Annotated in this window: 25 protein-coding genes and 1 pseudogene; 21 read left to right on the top strand and 5 right to left on the bottom strand. The window is 59.3% G+C overall.

The window, feature by feature from the left end; all coding sequences use genetic code 11:
- The 12 genes and pseudogenes from tuf to rpsQ form a co-directional block, all read left to right on the top strand.
- Positions 1 to 127, top strand: a pseudogene (gene tuf, locus LHU53_RS18155) (elongation factor Tu); the annotation flags it as partial.
- A 73-nt stretch (positions 128 to 200) separates the two neighbouring features.
- A complete protein-coding gene (gene rpsJ, locus LHU53_RS18150; protein WP_028250951.1) occupies positions 201 to 515 on the top strand; it encodes a 30S ribosomal protein S10 in 315 nt (104 codons plus the stop codon).
- A 177-nt stretch (positions 516 to 692) separates the two neighbouring features.
- A complete protein-coding gene (gene rplC / locus LHU53_RS18145) occupies positions 693 to 1373 on the top strand; it encodes a 50S ribosomal protein L3 (RefSeq protein WP_227334194.1) in 681 nt (226 codons plus the stop codon).
- A complete protein-coding gene (gene rplD, locus LHU53_RS18140; protein ID WP_227334193.1) occupies positions 1373 to 1993 on the top strand; it encodes a 50S ribosomal protein L4 in 621 nt (206 codons plus the stop codon). Before rplC ends, rplD begins: the two co-directional genes overlap by 1 nt.
- A complete protein-coding gene (rplW, locus tag LHU53_RS18135; protein WP_227334192.1) occupies positions 1990 to 2319 on the top strand; it encodes a 50S ribosomal protein L23 in 330 nt (109 codons plus the stop codon). Before rplD ends, rplW begins: the two co-directional genes overlap by 4 nt.
- Positions 2320 to 2321: 2 nt before the next feature.
- Positions 2322 to 3146 carry a 50S ribosomal protein L2 gene (rplB, locus tag LHU53_RS18130; RefSeq protein ID WP_227334191.1) on the top strand — a complete coding sequence of 275 codons (825 nt, stop codon included), beginning with the start codon at positions 2322 to 2324 and terminating at the stop codon, positions 3144 to 3146.
- Between the two features lie 10 nt (positions 3147 to 3156).
- The gene (rpsS, locus tag LHU53_RS18125) at positions 3157 to 3435 is read left to right on the top strand and encodes a 30S ribosomal protein S19 (RefSeq protein ID WP_078364575.1); all 279 of its coding nucleotides are present in this window, start codon (positions 3157 to 3159) and stop codon (positions 3433 to 3435) included.
- A gap of 10 nt (positions 3436 to 3445) precedes the next feature.
- Positions 3446 to 3775 carry a 50S ribosomal protein L22 gene (rplV, locus tag LHU53_RS18120; RefSeq protein ID WP_075585605.1) on the top strand — a complete coding sequence of 110 codons (330 nt, stop codon included), beginning with the start codon at positions 3446 to 3448 and terminating at the stop codon, positions 3773 to 3775.
- Positions 3776 to 3791: 16 nt separating this feature from the next.
- The gene (rpsC, locus tag LHU53_RS18115) at positions 3792 to 4679 is read left to right on the top strand and encodes a 30S ribosomal protein S3 (protein ID WP_227334190.1); all 888 of its coding nucleotides are present in this window, start codon (positions 3792 to 3794) and stop codon (positions 4677 to 4679) included.
- Between the two features lie 2 nt (positions 4680 to 4681).
- The gene (gene rplP, locus LHU53_RS18110; protein ID WP_078364573.1) at positions 4682 to 5098 is read left to right on the top strand and encodes a 50S ribosomal protein L16; all 417 of its coding nucleotides are present in this window, start codon (positions 4682 to 4684) and stop codon (positions 5096 to 5098) included.
- 15 nt (positions 5099 to 5113) lie between these two features.
- Complete coding sequence (gene rpmC, locus LHU53_RS18105; RefSeq protein WP_227334189.1) at positions 5114 to 5320, top strand: 50S ribosomal protein L29; 207 nt, start codon at positions 5114 to 5116, stop codon at positions 5318 to 5320.
- 10 nt (positions 5321 to 5330) lie between these two features.
- Positions 5331 to 5600, top strand: a complete 270-nt coding sequence (rpsQ, locus tag LHU53_RS18100) for a 30S ribosomal protein S17 (protein ID WP_227334188.1) — start codon at positions 5331 to 5333, stop codon at positions 5598 to 5600.
- A gap of 124 nt (positions 5601 to 5724) precedes the next feature.
- Here the strand turns inward: rpsQ and LHU53_RS18095 are convergent, their stop codons facing one another.
- A complete protein-coding gene (locus tag LHU53_RS18095) occupies positions 5725 to 6390 on the bottom strand; it encodes a cytochrome b/b6 domain-containing protein (protein WP_227334198.1) in 666 nt (221 codons plus the stop codon).
- A 97-nt stretch (positions 6391 to 6487) separates the two neighbouring features.
- Between LHU53_RS18095 and LHU53_RS18090 the strand changes: the two genes are divergently transcribed.
- The 5 genes from LHU53_RS18090 (at position 6488) to ptsP (ending at position 10405) form a co-directional block, all read left to right on the top strand.
- Positions 6488 to 6940 (top strand): cytochrome c, encoded by a 453-nt coding sequence (locus tag LHU53_RS18090; RefSeq protein ID WP_227334187.1) that lies wholly within the window; start codon positions 6488 to 6490, stop codon positions 6938 to 6940.
- Positions 6941 to 7024: 84 nt separating this feature from the next.
- Positions 7025 to 7729, top strand: coding sequence for a DUF4197 domain-containing protein (locus tag LHU53_RS18085; RefSeq protein WP_227334186.1), 705 nt, complete (start codon positions 7025 to 7027; stop codon positions 7727 to 7729).
- Between the two features lie 100 nt (positions 7730 to 7829).
- Complete coding sequence (locus LHU53_RS18080) at positions 7830 to 8276, top strand: PTS sugar transporter subunit IIA (protein ID WP_227334185.1); 447 nt, start codon at positions 7830 to 7832, stop codon at positions 8274 to 8276.
- Positions 8245 to 8514: an HPr family phosphocarrier protein gene (locus LHU53_RS18075; RefSeq protein WP_227334184.1), complete on the top strand. Its 270-nt coding sequence runs from the start codon at positions 8245 to 8247 to the stop codon at positions 8512 to 8514. The genes LHU53_RS18080 and LHU53_RS18075 overlap by 32 nt, the downstream gene beginning before the upstream one ends.
- Positions 8515 to 8626: 112 nt before the next feature.
- Positions 8627 to 10405 (top strand): phosphoenolpyruvate--protein phosphotransferase, encoded by a 1779-nt coding sequence (gene ptsP / locus LHU53_RS18070; protein ID WP_227334183.1) that lies wholly within the window; start codon positions 8627 to 8629, stop codon positions 10403 to 10405.
- A gap of 25 nt (positions 10406 to 10430) precedes the next feature.
- Here the strand turns inward: ptsP and LHU53_RS18065 are convergent, their stop codons facing one another.
- The 4 genes from LHU53_RS18065 to LHU53_RS18050 all read right to left on the bottom strand — a co-directional run bounded on the left by LHU53_RS18065 (position 10431) and on the right by LHU53_RS18050 (position 14060).
- Positions 10431 to 11156, bottom strand: coding sequence for an LrgB family protein (locus LHU53_RS18065; protein ID WP_227334182.1), 726 nt, complete (start codon positions 11154 to 11156; stop codon positions 10431 to 10433).
- Positions 11149 to 11496, bottom strand: coding sequence for a CidA/LrgA family protein (locus LHU53_RS18060; protein WP_227334181.1), 348 nt, complete (start codon positions 11494 to 11496; stop codon positions 11149 to 11151). Before LHU53_RS18060 ends, LHU53_RS18065 begins: the two co-directional genes overlap by 8 nt.
- Before the next feature lie 9 nt (positions 11497 to 11505).
- Complete coding sequence (locus LHU53_RS18055) at positions 11506 to 13005, bottom strand: FAD-linked oxidase C-terminal domain-containing protein (RefSeq protein WP_227334180.1); 1500 nt, start codon at positions 13003 to 13005, stop codon at positions 11506 to 11508.
- 170 nt (positions 13006 to 13175) lie between these two features.
- Entirely contained in the window at positions 13176 to 14060 is an 885-nt protein-coding gene (locus LHU53_RS18050) for a LysR substrate-binding domain-containing protein (RefSeq protein WP_227334179.1), read from the bottom strand.
- Positions 14061 to 14263: 203 nt separating this feature from the next.
- Between LHU53_RS18050 and asd the strand changes: the two genes are divergently transcribed.
- From asd to LHU53_RS18030, 4 genes are all read left to right on the top strand, one after another.
- The gene (asd, locus tag LHU53_RS18045) at positions 14264 to 15112 is read left to right on the top strand and encodes an archaetidylserine decarboxylase (RefSeq protein WP_227334178.1); all 849 of its coding nucleotides are present in this window, start codon (positions 14264 to 14266) and stop codon (positions 15110 to 15112) included.
- Between the two features lie 458 nt (positions 15113 to 15570).
- Positions 15571 to 16344: a GntR family transcriptional regulator gene (locus LHU53_RS18040; protein ID WP_227334177.1), complete on the top strand. Its 774-nt coding sequence runs from the start codon at positions 15571 to 15573 to the stop codon at positions 16342 to 16344.
- Positions 16341 to 17141 (top strand): transporter substrate-binding domain-containing protein, encoded by an 801-nt coding sequence (locus tag LHU53_RS18035; RefSeq protein WP_227334176.1) that lies wholly within the window; start codon positions 16341 to 16343, stop codon positions 17139 to 17141. The genes LHU53_RS18040 and LHU53_RS18035 overlap by 4 nt, the downstream gene beginning before the upstream one ends.
- Positions 17142 to 17178: 37 nt before the next feature.
- On the top strand, positions 17179 to 17862 hold the full coding sequence (locus tag LHU53_RS18030) for an amino acid ABC transporter permease (RefSeq protein WP_227334175.1): 684 nt from the start codon (positions 17179 to 17181) through the stop codon (positions 17860 to 17862).
- The last annotated feature ends 3 nt before the right edge of the window (positions 17863 to 17865 follow it).

The following is a 17865-nucleotide window of genomic DNA, read 5'->3' as shown; positions in this document are numbered from 1 at the left end:
TGGTGACAACGTGTCGATCACCGTCAAGCTGATTGCCCCCATCGCCATGGAAGAAGGTCTGCGCTTTGCGATCCGTGAAGGCGGCAAGACCGTTGGCGCTGGTGTGGTTGCCAAGATTCTTGCTTAATAACCTGTTTGCAGGACAGACCTGAGCACCACGCAGTGGTGCCATCTCTGTCCTCAACTAACCAGAGATAAACATGGCAACTAAACAAAAAATCCGTATCCGTCTGAAGGCGTTTGATTACAAACTGATCGACCAATCGGCCGCCGAAATTGTCGACACCGCCAAACGCACCGGCGCCATTGTCAAGGGCCCCGTGCCTCTGCCAACTCGCATGAAGCGTTTTGACATTTTGCGTTCACCTCACGTCAACAAAACCAGCCGTGACCAGTTCGAGATCCGCACCCATCAACGTTTGATGGACATCGTGGACCCGACGGACAAGACCGTCGATGCACTGATGAAGCTGGATTTGCCCGCAGGTGTGGATGTAGAGATCAAATTGCAATAACTGCAATTTCCAGCGAGAACTGATTTGCTTGCGCAAGCAGCGATCTGTGGTTATACTCGCTGGCTCTGTTGAGATGGGCTTTTAAAGGCCTATCTCGCAGATTTTTTATCAACCCTCTTTCACAACCAAACAGCCTCGCCAATTGAAGTGGGGCTGGTGAAAGTTATGGAGAAAACAATGAGTCTAAGCAATCACTTTGGATTGCTTGGTCGCAAGGTTGGCATGATGCGTCTGTTCACAGACGACGGGAACGCAATTCCTGTTACTGTGATTGATGTGTCTAACAATCGGGTGACTCAAGTCAAAACCCAAGAGAACGATGGCTATGTTGCTTTGCAAGTGACATTTGGTGCGAGAAAAGCTTCTCGTGTCAACAAGCCAGCCGCTGGGCACCTCGCCAAGGCGGGTGTCGAGGCGGGTGAGTTGATCCGCGAATTCCGCGTTTCCTCTCAAACTGCTGCTGCGTACCAGGCTGGCGCTGTTGTGCCGGTGTCCTCGGTCTTTGCGGTGGGTCAAAAAGTGGACATTCAGGGTACGACCATTGGTAAAGGCTATGCCGGCACCATCAAGCGTCACCACATGAGTTCACAGCGTGCGTCTCACGGTAACAGCCGTTCGCACAATGTTCCTGGTTCCATTGGTATGGCGCAGGACCCGGGTCGCGTGTTTCCGGGCAAGCGCATGACGGGCCATTTGGGTGATGACTTGGTCACGACCCAGAATTTGGACATCGTCCGTGTTGACGAGGTGCGCCAACTGTTGCTGATCAAGGGTGCTGTTCCTGGCTCTGCAGGCGGTTTTGTGACCGTGCGTCCTGCTGTCAAGGCCAAAACCGTTGAATCGAAAGGAGCGAACTGATGCAGATCGAACTCCTGAATGACCAAGGTCAGGCTGCGTCCACGATGGATGTTCCTGAGACCGTGTTTGGTCGTGCTTATAACGAAGACCTGGTTCACCAGGTGGTTGTGGCTTTCCAGGCCAACGCCCGTCAGGGTACGCGGGCCCAGAAAGACCGTGAGCAAGTTCGCCATTCGACCAAGAAGCCTTTTAAACAAAAGGGTACGGGTCGTGCGCGTGCGGGTATGACGTCGTCGCCGCTGTGGCGTGGCGGTGGTCGGATTTTCCCGAACATGCCTGATGAAAACTTTGCCCAGAAGATCAACAAGAAGATGTATCGCGCCGGTATGGCGTCCATCTTGTCGCAGCTGGCGCGCGAAGGTCGCTTGGCTGTGGTTGATTCGCTGACCGTTGAGTCCCCCAAGACCAAGGCCCTGGCTGCGAAATTCAAAGCCATGAACCTGGACTCGGTGCTGGTGATTGCGGATGAGGTTGATGAAAACCTGTATCTGGCGTCGCGCAACCTGGTCAATGTGTTGGTGGTTGAGCCGCGTTACGCCGATCCGGTGTCGTTGGTTCACTATCGCAAGGTCTTGGTCACCAAGGCTGCCATGGGTAAATTGCAGGAGATGTTCGCATGAGCCATGCCAATAACCCCAATCAAAAATTTGACGAAGGTCGTTTGATGCAGGTTCTCGTTGCGCCTATCGTGTCTGAAAAAGCCACGATGGTTGCGGAAAAGAGCAATGCGGTGACCTTCAAGGTGCTCCAGGATGCCACCAAATATGAAATCAAGGCCGCTGTGGAATTGATGTTCAAGGTGGAAGTCAAGGGCGTGTCTGTGGTGAACACCAAGGGCAAGACCAAGCGTTTTGGCAAATCTGTGGGCCGTCGCGACAATGTTCGCAAGGCTTACGTGATGCTCAAGCCAGGTCAGGAACTCAACCTCGGTGGGGAGGCTGCGTAATCATGGCTGTTATCAAAATGAAACCGACTTCACCCGGCCGTCGTGGCGTGGTGAAGATTTCGCGGGACCACCTGCACAAGGGTGCGCCGCACGCTGCGTTGCTGGAGCCTCAGTTCCAGCAGGCCGGCCGTAACAACAATGGTCACATCACCACCCGCCATAAAGGCGGTGGTCACAAGCATCACTACCGTGTGGTTGACTTCCTTCGCAACAAGGATGCCATTCCTGCCAAGGTGGAACGTATTGAGTACGACCCGAACCGCTCGGCGCACATCGCTTTGGTGTGTTATGCCGACGGCGAGCGCAAGTACATCATCGCGCCGCGTGGTCTGGAAGTGGGTGCCACCATCATGAGCGGTGCTGAAGCGCCGATCCGTGTTGGCAACACCCTGCCGATCCGTAACATTCCGGTCGGTTCGGTGGTGCACTGCATCGAGTTGCAAGTTGGCAAAGGTGCCCAGGTCGTTCGCTCGGCAGGTGCATCGGCAACCTTGCTGGCTCGTGAAGGTACCTATGCTCAGGTGCGTATGCGCTCTGGTGAAGTTCGCAAGATCCACATCGAGTGCCGTGCAACCTTGGGTCAAGTGGCCAACGAAGAACACAGCCTGCGTCAACTCGGCAAGGCGGGTGTCAAGCGCTGGATGGGTATTCGCCCGACTGTCCGTGGTGTGGTGATGAATCCTGTGGATCACCCGCATGGTGGTGGTGAAGGTAAGACCGGTGAAGGCCGTCATCCAGTGGATCCTTGGGGTAATCTGACCAAGGGCTACCGTACCCGTAACAACAAGCGCACGCAGGTCATGATCGTGTCGCGTCGCAAGAAGTAAGGGGTAGGTAATGACTCGTTCTCTCAAAAAAGGTCCGTTTGTCGACCATCATCTGGTAGCCAAAACCGAAAAGGCTGTGGCTACCAAAGACAAAAAGCCGATCAAGACCTGGTCGCGTCGCTCCATGGTGCTGCCCGAGTTCATCGGTCTGACCATTGCCGTGCACAACGGCAAGCAGCACGTGCCTGTCTATATCACTGACCAAATGGTTGGCCACAAGTTGGGTGAGTTCGCTCTGACCCGGACTTTCAAGGGTCACCCTGCGGACAAAAAAGTCCAGAAGAAATAAGGAGGTGACCATGGAAACACGTGCAACCCTTCGTGGCGTTCGTTTGTCGGTCGATAAAGGCCGCCTGGTCGCGGATCTGATTCGCGGCAAAAAAGTGGATCAAGCCCTGAACATTTTGCAGTTCACGCAGAAAAAAGCTGCCGTGATCATCAAGAAGGTTCTGGAGTCTGCCATTGCCAACGCTGAACACAACGACGGTGCTGACATCGACGAGTTGAAGGTGAAAACCATCTACGTCGAACAAGGCGCATCGCTGAGGCGCTTCACGGCCCGCGCTAAAGGTCGTGGCAATCAAATCAGAAAACCCACGTGCCATGTGTACGTGACGGTTGGTAACTGAAAGAGGCCAGGAAGTTATGGGACAAAAAATCCATCCAACCGGCTTTCGGCTGTCGGTTAGCCGCAACTGGTCATCGCGTTGGTACGCCAATGACCGCGATTTCGCGGGCATGCTGGCCGAAGACATCAAGGTACGCGATTACCTGAAAGCCAAGCTGAAGAACGCGTCAGTGTCACGCGTTCTGATCGAGCGTCCGGCCAAGAACGCCCGCATCACCATTTACTCGGCTCGTCCGGGTGTGGTGATCGGCAAAAAAGGCGAAGACATCGAGAACCTGAAGCGTGATCTGGGCCGCCAATTGGGCGTGCCGGTGGCAGTCAACATCGAAGAAGTGCGCAAGCCTGAAATCGATGCCAAGCTGATCGCCGACTCGATCACCCAGCAGCTGGAAAAACGCATCATGTTCCGTCGGGCCATGAAGCGTGCGATGCAAAACGCCATGCGTCTGGGTGCCTTGGGCATCAAGATCATGTCGTCGGGTCGCTTGAACGGCATTGAAATCGCCCGTTGCGAGTGGTATCGCGAAGGTCGCGTGCCGCTTCACACCCTGCGCGCCGATATTGACTACGGTACCTCTGAAGCCAAGACCACCTATGGTGTCATCGGCGTCAAGGTCTGGGTCTACAAAGGTGACACGTTGGGCCGCAACGATTTGCCCGCGGTTGAAACGCCTCGTCCAGACGATGAGCGCCGCCCGCGTGGTCCGCGTCGTGATGACCGCCGCCCTGGCGCCGATCGTCCTGCACCTCGCGGTGCACGTCGTCCCATGGGTAGCAACGCTGCCCCTGCGGATGGCAGTGACAAGCCCGCTGAAGCCACTGGTGCTGATGCCAATAAACCCGCCGTTCAGCGCGTCCGCAAGGTAGCCGCGCCAGCTGCAGCAGCTGACGGCAAAGGAGAATAACTATGTTGCAACCCGCTCGTCGCAAGTACCGCAAAGAGCAAAAGGGCCGTAACACCGGTATTGCGACCCGAGGCAGCTCGGTCGCATTTGGTGATTTCGGTCTGAAATGTACGGACCGTGGTCGTTTGACCGCGCGCCAAATCGAAGCCGCTCGTCGTGCCATTTCCCGCCACGTCAAACGGGGTGGTCGTATCTGGATTCGCGTGTTCCCTGATAAGCCGATCTCCCAAAAGCCTGCTGAAGTGCGGATGGGTAACGGTAAAGGTAACCCCGAGTACTATGTGGCTGAGATTCAGCCCGGCAAGATCGTGTTTGAAATTGTTGGTGTGACTGAAGAGTTGGCACGTGAAGCGTTTCGGTTGGCTGCGGCCAAGCTGCCGCTGCGTACCACTTTTGTGGCCCGCATGATCGGTCAGTAATCAGGAGCAAATGATATGAAAACGACTGAATTACGACAAAAAGACGTTGCCGCTTTGAAGGTGGAAGTCAAAGAGCTGCAAAGGGCTCACTTTGGCTTGCGCATGCAAAAAGCCACGCAACAACTTACCAACACAGCCACGATTCGCACCGCGCGTCGTGACATCGCCCGCGCCAAGACCATTCTGGTCGAGAAGCTGGCTGCTGACACATCCGCCAAATAAGGAGCGATAAATGACGGAAGCTAAAACATCCCTCAAGCGCACCCTGATTGGCAAGGTGGTCAGTGACAAACGTGCCAAGACGGTGACGGTGCTGATTGAACGCCGGGTCAAGCATGAGCTGTATGGCAAGATTGTTGGCAAGTCCAGCAAGTACCACGCACATGACGAAAAAGGCGAGTTCAAACTCGGCGACTTGATCGAAATCACCGAAAGCCGGCCGATTTCCAAGACCAAGAACTGGGTGGCAACCCGCTTGGTGCAAAAGGCCGGTTTGCTTTAAAGCGGACCGGTCGGGCGAATTCGGTCAAACGGTTCGCTCCCTCCAAAAAAAGACCCACTTGGTGGGTCTTTTTTTTGGCTTGATGAGAGGTGTCAGAGGTGTGGCGACCGGTGCCGCGTCACCTTCAGCTGATCCAGTTCAGAGCGCCGACAACCAGTGCCGCGCAGCAGCCGAAAATAACCGCCGCCTTGATCCGGTCGCGCGCCCGGTCGGACGAGGCAGGTGCCGGGAAGGGCAGTGTTTTGTCACCCGTGATCATTGGTTTGAGCAGGTTCTCGCGCTTCTTTAAAAAGTAAGCCAGGATGGCAGCCACATGCAAGGCCACCAGCGCCATCAGCAGATATTGGCCAATGTCTTTATGGTAATAAGTGGCAGTGGACACCCAGTCGGATGACACGAACGCTGTCAGCGGGCCGCTGGCAGCAATTTCGTCGTCACTGAACAGGCCGGACACAGCCTGCAGCATCAGTAAGCCGAGCAAGGTGAAAGTTGATAACGCACCCAATGGGTTGTGGCCAACCCATTGGCGCTGCTCGTCGCGCCCGACAAGGTAGCGAATGATCTGACTGGGGTGGAATAGGAAGGTCCGAAATCGTGACCAGTGACCACCCACCAGACCCCAGATCCCTCGGAAAAACAACAAGGACAGAATGGCGTATCCCAAACGGAAATGCCATTCCATGGCACTGCCACCAATTTGGGCGGTGACCACCAACGCGATCACACCGGCGGTCAACAACCAATGAAACCAACGCGTGGGCGCATCCCAAACGCGAACTCTGTATTGCATACGCACTCCTCGAAAAGTTGTTGGCACAGTGGGCTTTGGAAAAAAGAACGTAAACTTTGCCAGCCGTCACATTCAGTTTAACTTTCCAAGGAGTCCCATGAAAATAATCACCAGCCTCGCGCTCGCCGCTGTTGCAGCCACGTTTGTGCTACCCGCCTCGGCGCAGTTTGCCAAAGCGGAAGATGCAATCAAATACCGCCAAAGCAGTTTTTTTGTCATGCAGCAGAATTTTGGCCGGGTGGCCGGTATGGCAGCGGGCAAGATTCCCTTTGATGCCAAGGTAGCCGCTGAGAGCGCCGCGGTGGCGGAATTTGTGGGCAAGTTGCCTTGGGCCGCGTTTGTTCCCGGTACCGACAAGGGCGACACCAAAGCCAAGGCTGACATCTGGAGCAACAAGGCCAAGTTTGACGACTACGCCAACAAAATGCAGGCCGACATGGTCAAACTGACAGCCGCCACCAAAACCGGCAACCTGGATGCGATCAAGACGGCGGTGAACGCCGTTGGCGGCAGCTGCAAGTCGTGCCACGACGATTTCAGAGCCAAATAATGGGCGTTGCAAAGCGATGTCTCGATCAGCGCTGGTGCTGAACGGGACGTGGGTCGCAGAGGTTCTCTTTCAAAGGTGATGCCCATGGATCGTCGACGTTTCAATTGGCTAACGGTGAGTTGCCTTGCCGTGCCCGGCCTGGCGTTTCATGCAACGAGCGCTGCCGTGTCCTTGGCGGACGTGACCAACACGCAAGCCTCTCAAGGCTTGAAGGCGGCGCTGGAGCAGGGCGCCCGTGCAGCGGTTGCCTCGCTGGGGCAACCCGGCGGGTTTTTGGGCAATGACAAGGTGCGTATCTCGTTGCCCGGGTATCTGGAAGAGGCTGCCGGCTTGCTGCGGACCTTTGGCCAGGGCAAGCGGCTCGATGAGTTGGTGACCGCCATGAACCAGGCGGCAGAAGCGGCGGTTCCGCTCGCCAAAGACATGTTGGTGAATGCGGTCAAAACCATGAACGTGCAGGACGCCAAAAACATCCTGAGCGGTGGCGACACGTCGGTGACGCAATTTTTTGCGGACAAGACGCGCGCGCCGCTGGGCGTCAAATTTTTGCCGGTCGTGAAAAAAACCACGGCGCAAGTCAACCTGGCTGACAAGTACAACCAGATCGCTTCCAAGGCCGCTGGCATGGGGCTGATCAAGGGTGAAGAGGTGAGCGTGGAGCGTTATGTCACCAGCAAAGCCCTGGACGGTTTGTATTTCATGATTGGCGAGGAAGAGAAAAAAATCAGGCAAGACCCCGTCGGTAGCGGCAGCGCGCTGCTGCAAAAGGTATTTGGTGCCTTGAAATAGCCAGGTGGTGCGCTTTCAAAAGTCATAATCGAGGCGTGTCTTCGCACCTGAAGACCGCCACGGTGACTTTTATTGACCTCCTCAGCGCCTGTACAAGCTCATGAACAACGGCATTTTCATCATCGCGCACGCGCCTTTGGCCAGCGCTTTGCGCCAATGCGTGTTGCATGTGTTTCCCGACGCGGCTAACGCGCTGGCGGTGTTTGATGTGCAGCCCAACATGCCCAGTGATGAAACGCTGGCAGCGGCGCGCATGACCATGTCCATGCTGAACACGCCCAGCACGCTGGTCTTGACCGATTTGTTTGGCGCCACGCCCTGCAATGTGGCGCAGAAACTGGTGGACGGCGTCAATTCCAGACTGATCACCGGCGTCAACCTGCCGATGCTGATGCGCGCCGTGACCTACCGCCAGGAGTCGATGGACGCGTTGGTGGCGCGGGTGCTGTCCGGGGGCACGCAAGGTGTGATGCAGGTGGCCGTCACGGCACCCCAGAATCAGAAAAGAAAGATCCATGATCAAAACGACCACGACTATCAGCAATAAGCTGGGCCTGCACGCGCGTGCGTCAGCCAAGCTGACCAAACTGGCGGGCAGTTTTCCGTGCGAAGTCTGGATGTCGCGCGGTGAACGCCGCGTGAACGCCAAAAGCATCATGGGCGTGATGATGTTGGCTGCCGGGATGGGGGTGACGGTTGAGGTTGAAACCAGCGGCGAGCGTGAGCAGGAGGCCATGGAAGCCTTGTTGGCCCTGATCAACGACAAATTTGGTGAAGGTGAGTAGCAGTGGCCGCCTTGCGTCTATCGCTACCGCTCCAGCCGGGGCTTGTCACTGTGCGTACCGCGCGGCCTCCCTCAGGGGCTAGCCTGGCTTGGGGCGGCCCGGCGCGGCGGCTATGACCTTCTCCATCCACGGTCTACCGGTTGCCAGGGGCATTGCCATTGGGCGTGCGGTGCTGGTGGCGTCGAGCCGTCTGGACGTGGCGCACTACTACATTGAGCCGTCGCAGGTTGCGGCCGAAATCGACCGCGTGCGCGATGGCCGTGACGCGGTCATCGCCGAAATCCACCGCTTGCAGATCAGCATTGCCCAGATGGGACCCAAGGACACACCGCACGAGTTGGCCGCGTTGCTGGAGGTGCACCTGATGCTGTTGCAGGACGAGCAACTGATTCAAGGCGTCAAACACTGGGTCCAGGATCGCCTCTACAACGCCGAGTGGGCCCTGACCAGCCAGCTGGAGGTGGTGGCGCGTCAGTTTGACGAGATGGAGGACGAGTACCTGCGCGAGCGCAAGTCTGACCTGGAGCAAATCACCGAGCGGATCCTGCGCGCCATGCGCGGCATTTCGTCGCCGCTGATCCAGCCGATGGGCCGCGGCGGGCGCAAAGTCTCGCAGCAGGACCTGCTGCTGGACGACACCATCGACGTGCCCTTGATTCTGGTGGCACACGACTTGTCACCGGCTGACATGCTGCAGTTCAAGCAGAGTGTGTTTGCCGGTTTCATCACCGATGTGGGTGGCAAAACCTCGCATACCGCCATCGTGGCGCGCAGCATGGACATCCCGGCGGTGGTCGGCGCCCGGCTGTCCAGTCAATTGATCCGCCAGGACGACTGGGTCATCATTGACGGCGATGCCGGCGTGGTGGTGGTGGACCCCTCGCCCATCATTCTGGCCGAGTACGGCTTCAAACAACGTCAGGTGGCGTTGGCGCGGGGCAGGCTGGCCCGCCTGCTGCACACCCCGGCGGTGACGCTGGACAAGCAAAAAATCGAATTACTGGCCAATATCGAAATGCCCGACGACGCCGCCCTGGCCATCCAGTCTGGCGCGGTGGGGGTCGGGCTGTTTCGCAGTGAGTTTTTGTTCATGGGCCGCCACGGCAAGCTGCCCAACGAAGAAGAACAGTACCAGGCCTACCGGCGCGCTGTGGAGGGCATGCAGGGCTTGCCGGTCACGATCCGCACGGTTGACATCGGCGCGGACAAACCGCTGGATGACAACCAGCGCGATGCGGCGCACCTGAACCCGGCGCTGGGGCTGCGCGCTATCCGCTGGAGTTTGTCCGAGCCGGCCATGTTTTTGACCCAGTTGCGCGCGATTTTGCGGGCTGCGGCACACGGGCAGGTGCATTTGCTGATCCCGATGTTGGTGCACGCCAGTGAAATCCGCCAGACCATGGCGCTGATCGACCACGCCCGGGTGCAGCTGGACAACCGGGGCCTGGCCTATGGCCCGGTCAAGCTGGGTGCCATGATCGAGATCCCGGCGGCGGCGTTGACGCTGCAGGTGTTCCTGAAGTACTTTGACTTCTTGTCCATCGGTACCAATGACCTGATTCAGTACACGCTGGCCATTGACCGCGCCGATGAATCGGTGGCGCACTTGTATGACCCGCTGCACCCGGCCGTGCTGCGCCTGGTGGCCAGCACCATTGCCGAGGGCCACGCCCAGGGCAAGCTGGTCAGCGTGTGCGGCGAAATGGCGGGGGATGTCAGCATGACCAAGCTGCTGCTGGGCCTGGGACTGCGCAGTTTTTCCATGCATCCGGCGCAAATTTTGGCGGTCAAGCAGGAGATCTTGCGCTCCGACACCAGCAAGTTGGCACCCTGGGCGCAGGCGATTCTGGCCGACGACGAACCCAAGCGACGCATTCTGCAGCGCGCCTGACGGCGGTCGGTGCCCCGGTGTGCCGCTAAAACAACCAGAACAACAGCGGAATCAGCAGCGAGCCCAGCAGCACCTGCAGCCCCAGGGCCAGTCCGGCGTAGGCGCCCGCATCGGCATTGACCTGCAGCGCGCGTGCGGCGCCGATGCCGTGCGCGGCCGTGCCCAGCGCAAAACCGCGCGCCATCCAGCCCTGTGCGTCGCCGGGAATCTTCAGCCGGTCCAACAGGGCCTGGCTGCTCAGCGCGCCGACCATGCCGGTGATCACGGCAAACACCGCCGCCAGCGCCGGAATGCCGCCAATCTTGTCGGCAATGCCCATGGCCACCGGCGCGGTGACGGATTTGGGTGCCAGCGACAGCACCACCTCATGCGGCAAACCCACCGCCCAGCCCAACGCGAGCGCCGAACCACTGGCGGCGGCACCACCCGCCAGCGCCGCCACCAGCAGGGCGCGCCAGCGCGCAAGCAGCTCCAAACGGCGCTCCCACAGCGGCCAGGCCAGCGCCACCACGGCGGGCCCGAGCAAGAAGTGAATGAACTGCGCGCCAGAAAAATAGGTGGGGTAGTCCACCCCGGTCAGCGTCAGCAGACCCGCCAGCACCACCACCGACCACAACACCGGGTTGGCCCACGCTGCCTGGTCGAGCCGCGCATAGGCGGCTTGTGCCAGCACGTACACCACCAGCGTGGCGGTCAGCCCAAACAGCGGTGTGGCCGAGAGGTAGATCCAGAGTTCGACAAATTTAGGCATCGCGCCTCCCGCGCAGCCGGTGCAGCACCAGCGCGGTGACCGCCAGCCCGATCCAGGTCGACAACACAATCACCGCCAGCATACGCAGGCCGAACTCGCCCAGCAGCCCCAGATGGGTCATCACCCCCACCCCCACCGGCACAAACAGCAGGGACAGGTGCGATAACAGGAACCCGGCACAAGCCGCCACCGGTGAGCGCACCACCGGCCAGCGCAGCGCCAAGACCAAGAGCAACATGCCCATCACCGGCCCGGGAAACGGCAGCCCCAGCCCGCGCGACAGCAGTTCGCCCACAGATTGCATGGCCAAAAGCCATGCCAGCCCACGTAATCCTTGCATCAGGCGCCCTCAGAATCGTGGCAAATCCGGGTGCTTGAGCTGCCCGCCGCGCACCAGCATCTTGCCGTACTCGGCGCAGCGCTGCAGCGTGGGGATGACCTTGCCGGGGTTCAGCAGGCCCAACGGGTCAAACGCGCGTTTGATGCCGAACATCTGCTCGTTTTCAGAGGCAGAGAACTGCACACACATGCTGTTGAGCTTCTCGATGCCCACGCCGTGCTCGCCGGTCACCGTGCCACCCATGGCGACGCTGGTTTCCAAAATCTCGGCGCCAAACAGCTCGCAGCGGTGCAGTTGGTCCGGGTCATTGGCATCAAACAGGATCAGCGGGTGCAGGTTGCCGTCGCCCGCGTGGAACACGTTGGCGCAGCGCAGTTGGTACTTTTTCTCCATGTCCTGAATCGCCAGCAGCAAATCCGCCAGGCGTTTGCGCGGGATGGTGCTGTCCATACACATGTAGTCGGGGCTGATGCGCCCGCTGGCCGGGAAGGCGTTTTTGCGCCCGCTCCAGAAGCGCAGGCGCTCGGCTTCGTCTTTGCTGACCGCAATGGCGGTGGCGCCAGCGCGGCGCAGCACGGCGCTCATGCGGCCAATGTCTTCTTCCACTTCTTCGGGCGTGCCGTCGCTTTCACACAGCAAGATCGCCTGGGCGTTCAGGTCGTAGCCGGCGTGCACAAAGTCTTCCACGGCGGCGGTCATGGGTTTGTCCATCATCTCCAGCCCGGCCGGGATGATGCCCGCGCCAATCAGGCTGGCCACCGCGTCACCGGCTTTGCGCATGTCGTCAAAACTGGCCATGATGCAGCGTGCCAGTTGCGGTTTGGGGATGAGTTTGACGGTGACCTCAAGGGTCACGGCCAGCATGCCCTCAGAACCAATCACCACGCCCAGCAAATCCAGCCCGGGTGTGTCGAGCGCGTCACTGCCCAAAGTGACTTCTTCACCGTCCATGGTGAAACCCTTGACCTTGATAATGTTGTGCAGCGTCAGACCGTATTTCAGGCAGTGCACGCCGCCCGAGTTTTCGGCCACGTTGCCGCCAATTGTGCAGGCAATCTGGCTACTGGGGTCGGGCGCGTAATACAGGCCCAGGCCCGCCACCGCCTCGCTGATGGCCAGGTTGCGCACGCCGCACTGCACGGTGGCGGTGCGGGCCTTTTTGTCAATCTTCAAAATCTTGTTGAACTTGGCCAGGGAGAGCGTCACACCCATCGCATGCGGCAACGCGCCGCCCGACAAGCCGGTGCCCGCGCCGCGCGCCACCACCGGCACGTTCATGCGGTGGCAGGTGCGCAACACGGCTTGAACCTGCGCCTCGGTCTCGGGCAGCGCCACCACCAGCGGGCGTTGGCGGTAGGCGGTCAGGCCGTCACATTCGTAGGGGGTGGTGTCTTCGCTGTTCCACAGCAGCGCGTGCGCTGGCAAATGGGCCTGCAGTTCTTTCACGATCTGAGCTTGTCGATCGGCTCGTTGGGGCAGGGAAGCTTCCTGGGGCAAGGGGGGGGTCATGTCAATTCCTTGGGTGGGCGCAGCGAGGCAAGTTGCGCACTCTACCGCGGGTCAGCCTGGTCAGGCGTGAGGATTTTTGAAAAGCTTGTTGAAATAGGGCGTGGTCATTCACGGTGGCGTGGTTTGCCTTGCGTCCACAGGGACGGCATGCCGATGGGTGATGAAGCCAATCAAGCCAGGCTGGCTTTGAGCCAGTCGGCAAACGCGACACATTCCCAGCGTTCCATCATTCCGGTGCGCCAGCACAGGTAGTGCGCGTGTGGGTTGGGAACGTTGCTCGTGAAGGCGTTGTGGTGGCTCAGGCGCACCAGCGCGCCGTGCTCCAGCCAGGTTTGCGCCAGCTTCAGACGCACCAGCGCGATGCCCATGCCAGCTGCAGCACCGTCACACATCAGTCCAATGTCGTTGAACTGCGAGCCGTCCAGCGGCTCGGGCCAGTCCAGCCCCTGCGCGGCAAACCAGGTGCGCCAGGGCTCCAGCGGGCTGCGCAGCAGCGCCTCGCCTTCCAGGTCCAGCGCCTGCTCAAACGGGCCGTGTTCGCGCACAAAGTTGGGGGAGGCCAATGGGGTGACGTCGTCTTTGACCAGGCAGGTGTGCTCCACATCGGCGTAACGGCCGGTGCCAAAACGGATCATCAGGTCAGCGTCTTCCGCCACCACGTCGAGCAGCGGAATCGACACCTGCAAGGTCAGGTCGATCTCGGGGTAGGCCTCGGTGAACTGGCGTAGCCGCGGGATCAGGATAGCGCGCGCAAACGTCGGTGTCACGGCCAGGCGCAGTTTGCGTTTGCCCGGCATGGCCGCCGCGCCGGGAAAGCGCTGCAACATGCCCAGGCCCTCACGCACATGCGCCAGGTAGTCGACCCCTTCCACCGTGAGCGAAAAATCCGCCCGGCCAAACAGCTTGGTGCCGATGATCTGCTCCAGCTGTTTGACGCGGTGGCTCACCGCGCTGGGCGTCACGCACAACTCTTCGGCGGTTTGCGTCACGCTGCGCAGGCGCGCCAGCGCCTCAAAAGTCAGCAGGCATTGGATCGGGGGAATGCGGACGGTCATCGGGCCATTGTGGCACCGGGTGCGCCGCCGGGCGGGCGAGGGGCTGGCTTCGGGCAGCTTTAGGGCAGGGGTGGCGCCGGTAAAATTGCGGCCCTGTCCGGGTGCAGCCGTTGTTGGGCTGCGGGCCACCGGCGTGATCTTTGGCGGGCCAAGGCGTGCTGGCTTGTTGTTTGTTTGTTTGTGTCTTTCCAACGGGTGCCACTATGTCTGACCGTCTTGCCGTGTTGCTGCAGTATTTTTTGCCCAAACAGGCGCTCACCCTGCTGGCCGGACGCATTGCCCGCGTGCGCGGCGGCACACTCACCACCCGGCTGATCGCCTGGTTTGTCCAGCGTTACCGCGTCAACATGGCCGAAGCCGCCAACCCGGACCTGGCCAGCTACGCCACCTTCAACGACTTTTTCACCCGCGAACTGCGCCAGGGCGCGCGCAAGCTGGCCCAAGCCACGCTGGTGTGCCCGGTGGACGGCGCCATCAGCCAGTTTGGGCCGATTCAAGGCCAGCAGATTTTTCAGGCCAAGGGCCATCAGTACAGCAGCACCGCGCTGGTGGGTGGCGACGCGGCGCTGGCGGCGCAGTTTGATGACGGCCACTTTGCCACTATTTATCTCAGCCCGCGTGACTACCACCGCATCCACATGCCCTGCGCCGGCCGCCTGCTACGCATGATCTATGTGCCGGGTGACCTGTTTTCCGTCAACCCGACCACCGCGCGCGGCGTGCCGGGGCTGTTTGCGCGCAACGAACGTGTGGTGTGTGTGTTTGAAGGCAGCCGCGGCCCGTTTGTGCTGGTGCTGGTCGGCGCCACCATCGTGGGCAGCATGGCCACCACCTGGCACGGCATCATCAACAACCCCCGGGCTGGCAAGGTGTGTGACTGGTCCTATGACGACCAGCGCATCCAGCTCAAGCAGGGTGAGGAGATGGGGCGCTTTTTGCTCGGCTCCACGGTCGTCATGCTGTTCCCCAAAGGCCCGCTGCAGTTCAACCCGGCATGGCAGCCGGGCGGGGCGGTGCAGTTGGGGCAGGTGATGGCGGGTGATGGCGGGTGATGGCGGGTGGGGGTTAGCCTGGCGAAAAGGATATTTTTTGCACACGGCGTGCGGTGAATAGAGGCAACGGGGGCATGTCAGGTCAAGCGGAGTAGGAAGGTATGGCATCTGACTCAAATGCAGCGTAACCAGACAGCCACAAATACCCGCTTCTGGGAAGTGCCGTGTTCTTCCGCCATCTCACCAACCACGCAAAAGGTGAAGAGCACAAGACCGTTTAGGCTGGAGTCGAAGCGGAGGATGAAAGTGGCTGCGCGATGTGCAAAGCTGTTTTGTCCTCACAAAGCATCGGAGCTGTTGGCGTACAGGCCTTGCGCAATGACTGACAGTAAGACGTGTAGCACGATGTTCGCACTTTAGCAGTGCGTCGTTGGCACTCTCTTCACACGAGATCCCCCGCAATCGGTGCACAAATCTTGTATTTCAGTGGCATGCAATTTGCATGAAGGTAGACCTGTATGACCAGCGCAAACGACATCAGCAACCGCATCATTGAAGCTGTAATGGCCCAGAAACTGGCCCCAGGAACGCGCCTGGGCGAGCAGCAACTGTCCTCATTGTTTGACTGCAGCCGCACTGTTGTGCGCGAGGCATTAACCCAACTGGCGGCACGCGGCATTGTCACGGTCAGCAGCCGGCGTGGCTGGTTTGTGATTGAGCCATCGCTGGCCGAGGCGCGCGAGGCGTTTGAAGCCCGCCGGGTGATTGAGATGGGTCTGATCCGCTGCACCACCTCGGTTAGCAAGATGGCACTCAAGCAACTAAAGGTCCATCTGGCCAAAGAGAAAGCCGCCCTCAAGGGTGGCGATGTCGGCTTGCGAAGCTTCCTGCTGGGTGATTTCCATGTGTGCCTGGCCGAGTGCCTGGGCAACAGCTTGCTGGCCGACACGCTGCGCGACTTTACGGCACGTACCACCTTGATTGCCATGCTTTATCAGTCGTCCCACGACGCCACACATTCTTGCGCCGAGCATATAGAGATAGTGCGGGCGCTCGAAAAGAGCGACTGGGCGCGGGCCGAGCAACTGATGCAATCCCACATCGGCCAGGTGCAGGCCGCACTCAAACTCGAGCCCGCCAGAGGCGATGCGCTGGAAGAACTGCGCCAGGCTCTCAAACCCCTGGACACAACACCAACAACTGCAGCGCGCCCTGCGGCACAAGACTTGCATACAAGCTTTACTGACAAACCTTCCGATGACGCATCAACTTACCTAGGAGCTCTGCTATGAAACTGCCAAATCTCAACAAACGCCGCTTCAACTTGTTTTTGGCCTGTACTGCGCTACTGAGCGCGACCGGCGCGCACGCCCAGACCGCACTGGACGACATCATGAAGAGCAAAGTGCTCAAGGTCGCTGTGCAAACCGACTCCGCGCCCTATGGTTTTGTGGGCACCGATTTGAAACCGATCGGCCTGGATATAGACATGGCTAACTACATTGGTAAAAAGCTAGGTGTGGCGGTCGAACTGGTTCCAGTGGTCAGTGCCAGCCGCATTCCTGCCCTGCAAACGCGCAAGGCTGACCTGGTGATTGCCACCTTGGGCAAAAACCCCGACCGTGAAAAAGTCATCGACTTCTCATCCTCTTACTCCCCTTTCTTTCAGGCTGTGTTTGGCCCCAAAAACGTCAGTGTGAAGAGTTTTGCTGATCTGGCGGGTAAATCGGTGGGCGTGACCCGTGGCGCCATGGAAGACCAGGAACTGGGCAAGGTGGCACCGTCCGGCGTGGACACCAAGCGTTTTGAAGACAACAACGCCACTATCTCGGCGTTTGTGTCCGGTCAGGTGCAGTTTGTGGCCCTGGGCGCATCAGTGGCAGGCAATATGATGACCAAGAACCCACAGCTCTCCAGCGAATACAAGCTGCTGCTCAAGGAAAGCCCCAACTTTATTGGTGTGGCCAAAGGCGAAGACAAGCTCAAGGCGAAGGTCAACGAAATCGTGGCCGAAGCCAAAAAGAGCGGCGAACTCGATACCTTGTCCAAAAAGTGGTTGGGCCGCCCGGCTGGCGACTTGCCCATTTAATCGCTGAGCGCACGCATCGAAGGTCGGCGACATCGCTATGCGGATTCAACTCGACTTTATGGCCGTGCTGTCGGAGTGGCAGCTGTTACTGACGGGCGTGGCTTGGACGCTGTCGCTCACCGCCATCTCGGTGGTGATCGGCACGCTGTTGGGCACCGCTTTTGCCTGGGTGCGGGCGCGAGGCTTTGGAGCCTACCTGGCCCCGGCCTGGCTGCAATTGGCTGTAAGCACCTACGTGGAGCTGATCCGCAACACCCCATTCATCGTGCAGCTGTTTTTTATCTTCTTTGGTCTGCCAGCAGCAGGCATCAAGATTTCTGCCGAAACAGCGTCAGTGATCGCCATGGTGATCAACCTGAGTGCCTACGCCACCGAAATCATCCGTGCCGGGCTGGAGGCCACGCCAAAGGGCCAGATGGAGGCAGCACAAAGCCTGGCGCTGAACCGAAGCCAGACCTTTATGTGGGTGGTGCTGCCCCCGGCCCTCAAAAAAGTCTGGCCCAGTCTGGTCAGCCAGATCATCATCGTGATGCTGGGCTCGTCGGTGTGCGGGCAGATCTCGACCCAAGAGTTGAGCTACTCGGCTGATCTGATTCAGAGCAACAACTTCCGGTCCTTTGAAGCCTTTATTGTCGTGGGGGCCATTTACCTGGTGCTCTCGATTGCTACTCGGCAACTGCTTAACTGGGCGGGTGCCCGGTTTTTGTTCGGGCGGAGGTGATTC

The organism is Rhodoferax sp. U2-2l (assembly GCF_020594515.1).
GTDB lineage: Bacteria > Pseudomonadota > Gammaproteobacteria > Burkholderiales > Burkholderiaceae_C > Rhodoferax.
Note: the sequence above shows the minus strand (reverse complement) of the source record. Positions and strands in the feature narration are given on the sequence as shown.